General features: G+C 71.8%; 4 protein-coding genes and 1 pseudogene. 1 reads left to right on the top strand and 4 read right to left on the bottom strand.

The window, feature by feature from the left end:
• Positions 1 to 153 precede the first annotated feature (153 nt).
• The gene (locus tag I59_RS04935; RefSeq protein WP_022902920.1) at positions 154 to 639 is read left to right on the top strand and encodes an aminoacyl-tRNA deacylase; all 486 of its coding nucleotides are present in this window, start codon (positions 154 to 156) and stop codon (positions 637 to 639) included.
• 59 nt (positions 640 to 698) lie between these two features.
• On the opposite strand, the gene I59_RS04930 is transcribed toward I59_RS04935, so the two are convergent.
• The 4 genes and pseudogenes from I59_RS04930 to I59_RS04915 all read right to left on the bottom strand — a co-directional run.
• Positions 699 to 911: a hypothetical protein gene (locus tag I59_RS04930; protein WP_022902919.1), complete on the bottom strand. Its 213-nt coding sequence runs from the start codon at positions 909 to 911 to the stop codon at positions 699 to 701.
• Entirely contained in the window at positions 908 to 1,642 is a 735-nt protein-coding gene (locus I59_RS04925) for a DsbA family protein (RefSeq protein WP_042726475.1), read from the bottom strand. Before I59_RS04925 ends, I59_RS04930 begins: the two co-directional genes overlap by 4 nt.
• 168 nt (positions 1,643 to 1,810) lie before the next feature.
• A pseudogene (locus I59_RS19225) lies at positions 1,811 to 3,195 on the bottom strand (glycine--tRNA ligase).
• Between the two features lie 114 nt (positions 3,196 to 3,309).
• Positions 3,310 to 4,227: aminotransferase class V-fold PLP-dependent enzyme (locus tag I59_RS04915; RefSeq protein WP_022902915.1), on the bottom strand; the 918-nt coding region annotated here is incomplete at its 5' end.

The raw sequence follows: 4,227 nt of genomic DNA, 5'->3' as shown, positions 1-4,227 counted from the left end.
GGTACGCCATGTTCGTGATGCCCGCCATCGGCGCGAGCACGACCGGCGCCTCGACCTCGATCGGGCCGATGCGCAAACCCTTCGGAGGCGCTTGTGTGATCGTCATACGGCTCCCATCCTCCCACGTCGTCACGCGCCGGTAGCGTTCTCCACATGACCGACACCGGGATCGCCCGCTTCGACGCCGACGCCGCCGCCCGAGACCTGCGGGTGGAGGTGGTCGAACGGCCGGCCGCGGACTCGCTCGCGGATGCCGCCGCGCTCCTGGGCATCCAGCCCGGTGACATCGTCAAGACCCTGGTCGTGAAGCGCCACGACGGCGGGTTCGTGCTCGCGCTCGTCCCGGGCGGCCGGAGCATCGCGTGGAAGAAGCTCCGCGCGGTCGTCGGCGTCAACAAGCTCTCGATGCCGGACGCGGCCACGGCGCTCGAGGCGTCCGGCTACGAGCGCGGCACGATCACCCCCATCGGCGCGACCGGCGACCTGCCCGTGTACGCCGACGAGCGGATCCTCGGCCGCCGCATCGCACTGGGCGCCGGGCGCCACGGCGCGAGCGCGTTCGTCGAGGCGGACGACCTCGTCGCGGCCTACGGTGCGACGGTCGCCGACATCACCGACGAGGAGCCGACCCGCGACTGATCGTCAGCAGCTGACGATCGATCGCCGCCGGTCGGTCACGGTCGGTCGGTCGCCGTCGATCAGTCCGGGACTTCCGTCCAGACGCCCTCGGCGCCGGGCACGGTCGCGCCGGGGACGAAGCAGGTGTCGCCTTCGCAGACGGGCGCACCTCCCGGGGTGACGAGGCTGAGCAGCGCCGGGCGCGGCTCCCCCGTCAGCGCGTCGGGCACCGACACCGGCGGTGCGGCCTGGAGGCGCGGCTCGACCGCACCCGTCGGCTGCAGCGCCGTCATCGGGTCGCCTCGGCATCCGCGTGCGCGTCGTCCGCTGCACGCTGAGCCGCCTCGGCGAGCTCCTCGGGCGTGGTCGCACGGAGCTGCACGACCTGCTGCAGCACCTGCGCGAACGTCGCCGGGTCCTGTGCCCCGGAGACGCCGTACTTGCCGTCGATGACGAAGAACGGCACACCGTTGATGCCGAACGCCTGCGCCTGGGCCTGGTCGGCGCGGACGGCGGCGAGCTGGGCGTCGTCCCGGAGGGTGGCGAGCACCTCGTCGCGATCCAGTCCGACCGACGCCCCGAGGTCGGCCAGCGACTCGTCCTGCCCGACGTGCTCCCCGCGCTCGAAGTACGCGGCGAACAGGCGCTCGACCATCTCGAGCTGCTTGCCGTGCTGCTTGGCGAGGTGGATGACCTGGTGCGCCTTCACGGTGTTCGTGTGGCGGAGGGCGTCGTAGTCGTAGCGCAGCCCGACGGTGGCGGCGATGCCGGCGACCTGGTCGATCATCTGCTGGGCCTGTTCGACCGGGAGCCCCTTGTGCCCGGAGAGGAACTCGGCCTCGGTGCCCTCGAAGTCGACGGGCGTGTCCGGGCTCAGCTCGAAGGAGTGGTACTCGACCTCGACCGGGCGGGCGTCGGGGCCGGCGCCGAACACGGCCACTCCCGCCTCGAACTTGCGCTTGCCGATGTAGCACCAGGGGCACGCGATGTCCGACCAGACATCGACCTTCACGAAGTCGTTCACGCAGACGACAACGCGCGGCATGCGTGCTCATTCCCGCCGCACAACCAAAATCACCTCGCGCCGCGGGATCGCGTGGTTCGAGGTGACTTTGGTTGTGCGAAGCGCATCCGCGCCACGCCGGCCTGCGCCACGCCGGCCTGCGCCGCGCCACGCCGGCCTGCGTCGCGCCTAGGCGCCGAGGAGCCGCTGCGCGAGGTACCCCTGCAGCTGGTCGAGCGAGACGCGCTCCTGGCCCATGGTGTCGCGCTCGCGGACCGTGACGGCCTTGTCGTCGAGCGTGTCGAAGTCGACGGTGATGCAGAACGGCGTGCCGATCTCGTCGTGGCGACGGTAGCGACGGCCGATCGCGCCGGCGTCGTCGAAGTCGACGTTCCAGTGCTTCCGGAGGTCGTCGGCGAGCCCCCGTGCGACCGGCGAGAGCTGCTCGTTGCGCGACAGCGGCAGGACCGCGGCCTTGACCGGAGCGAGGCGCGGGTCGAGGCGGAGGACGGTGCGCTTGTCGACGCCGCCCTTCGCGTTCGGGGCCTCGTCCTCGTGGTAGGCGTCGATGAAGAACGCCATGAGGGCACGGGTGAGCCGAAACGAGGGCTCGATGACGTAGGGGACGTACTTCTCGTTCGCCGCCTGGTCGAAGTACCGGAGGTCTTGCCGGACGCCTCGATGTGGTTCTTGAGTTGAAAGTCGGTGCGGTTCGCGACGCCCATGAGCTCGCCCCACTCGGAGCCCTGGAACCCGAACCGGTACTCGATGTCGGCGGTCGCGTCGGAGTAGTGCGCCCGCTCGCCGTCCGGCACGTCGAAGCGCCGGAGGTTCTCGGGGTCGATGCCGAGGTCGGTGTAGAACGCGACCGAGTCGGCGATCCACTGCTCGTAGTGGGTCTCGGCATCGGCCGGCGGCACGAAGTACTCGATCTCCATCTGCTCGAACTCGCGCGTGCGGAAGATGAAGTTGCCGGGCGTGATCTCGTTGCGGAACGCCTTGCCGACCTGTCCGATGCCGAACGGGGGCTTCTGCCGGCTCGTCGTGACGACCTGCGCGAAGTCGACGAAGATGCCCTGCGCGGTCTCGGGTCGGAGGAAGTTCAGGCCCTCCTCGGACTCGACCGGGCCGAGGTACGTCTTGAGCATGCCGGAGAACTCGCGCGGCTCGGTCCACTCACCGCGGGTGCCGCAGTTCGGGCAGGCGATCTCGGCCATGCCGCCCTCGGGCTTCCGGCCCTTCTTCGACTCGAACGCCTCGAGCAGGTGGTCCTCACGGAAGCGGTGGTGGCAGTGCAGGCACTCGACGAGCGGGTCCGTGAAGGTCGCGACGTGGCCCGAGGCCTCCCACACCTTGCGGGGCAGGATGACGGCGGAGTCGAGGCCGACCATGTCGCCGCGGCCACGGACGAACCGCTGCCACCACTGGCGCTTGATGTTCTCCTTGAGCTCGACGCCGAGGGGCCCGTAGTCCCACGCGGAGCGGGATCCGCCGTAGATCTCCCCCGACTGGAAGACGAAGCCACGGCCCTTGGCCAGGGCGATGACGCTGTCGAGACGGGAGGACTGTGCCAAGAGGGACTCCAGGGATCGCCGGACTGGGTGCCCGGTGCGGGAAGGTACCGGGCAAGCGTACCGGCCTCGCGGCCGTCGGCGGACGGGAGGCGCGGCACCTGTGGACGGGTCGTCTCACCCCACAGGTCTGAAGCCGGACAGTCCCCCGAGGACGTCGACCACGCGTGTCACGTCCGCGTCGTCGTTCCAGAGGTGGAACGCCAGGCGGAGCCGCCCGGCCCGGCCGCTCGCCGTGAGGCCGGCGTCGGTGAGCGCGCGGAGCGCCGAGCCGTCGGCGTCCGGGAAGGTCGTGATCGCCTGACCGCTCCGGGGCGACCCGAGCGCGTCCGCGAGCCGGTCCGTGAGGCCGGTGGCGTGCCTCCAGGCCGATGCCGCATCGACGGCGGCGAGGTGCCGCAGGGCGGCGACCGCCCCGGGCCAGGCCTGCCACGCCGGTGAGACGTCGAACCGGCGCGCGTCGGCGGCGAGGCGCATGTCCGGGCCGTAGCAGGACGACCACAGGTCCTCGCCCGCGTACCAGCCGGCCTGCACGGGTCGGAGCCGGGCGAGCGCCTCGTCCGAGAAGGTCGCGAACGCGACGCCACGCGGTGCGCACAGCCACTTGTAGGCGTGCGTGACGGTCACGTCGACGGGCGCGGCGGACACCGGGAGCACCCCGGCCGCCTGCGTGAGGTCGCACAGGGTGAGGGCCCCCGCAGCGTGCGCCGCCGCGACGACCGGGTCCGGTTCGGTCACCGCGCCGCTCGATGACTGGACCGCGGACCACGCGACCATCGCGGTGCCCGGGCGCACTTCCTCGGCCAGCCGGTCGAGCGGGACACTCCGGACGTGCACCCCGCGATGCGCCTGCGCGAGGAACGGGAAGACCACGGAGCTGAAGTCGCCGTCGGGGACCACGACCTCGGCACCGTCGGGCAGGGCGGCCGCCGCGACCGCGATCATCGCGGAGGTCTGGGAGCCGGTGGCCACGCGTGCCGGGTCGACGCCGACGATGCGGGCGAAGAGCGAACGGCCCTCCTCACGAGCGCGCCG

The sequence above is a fragment of the Curtobacterium sp. B8 genome (genome assembly GCF_000333315.1).
Lineage (GTDB): Bacteria > Actinomycetota > Actinomycetes > Actinomycetales > Microbacteriaceae > Curtobacterium > Curtobacterium luteum.
The sequence above is the reverse complement of the archived record's forward strand: the minus strand, read 5'-3'. Positions and strand labels throughout refer to the sequence as shown.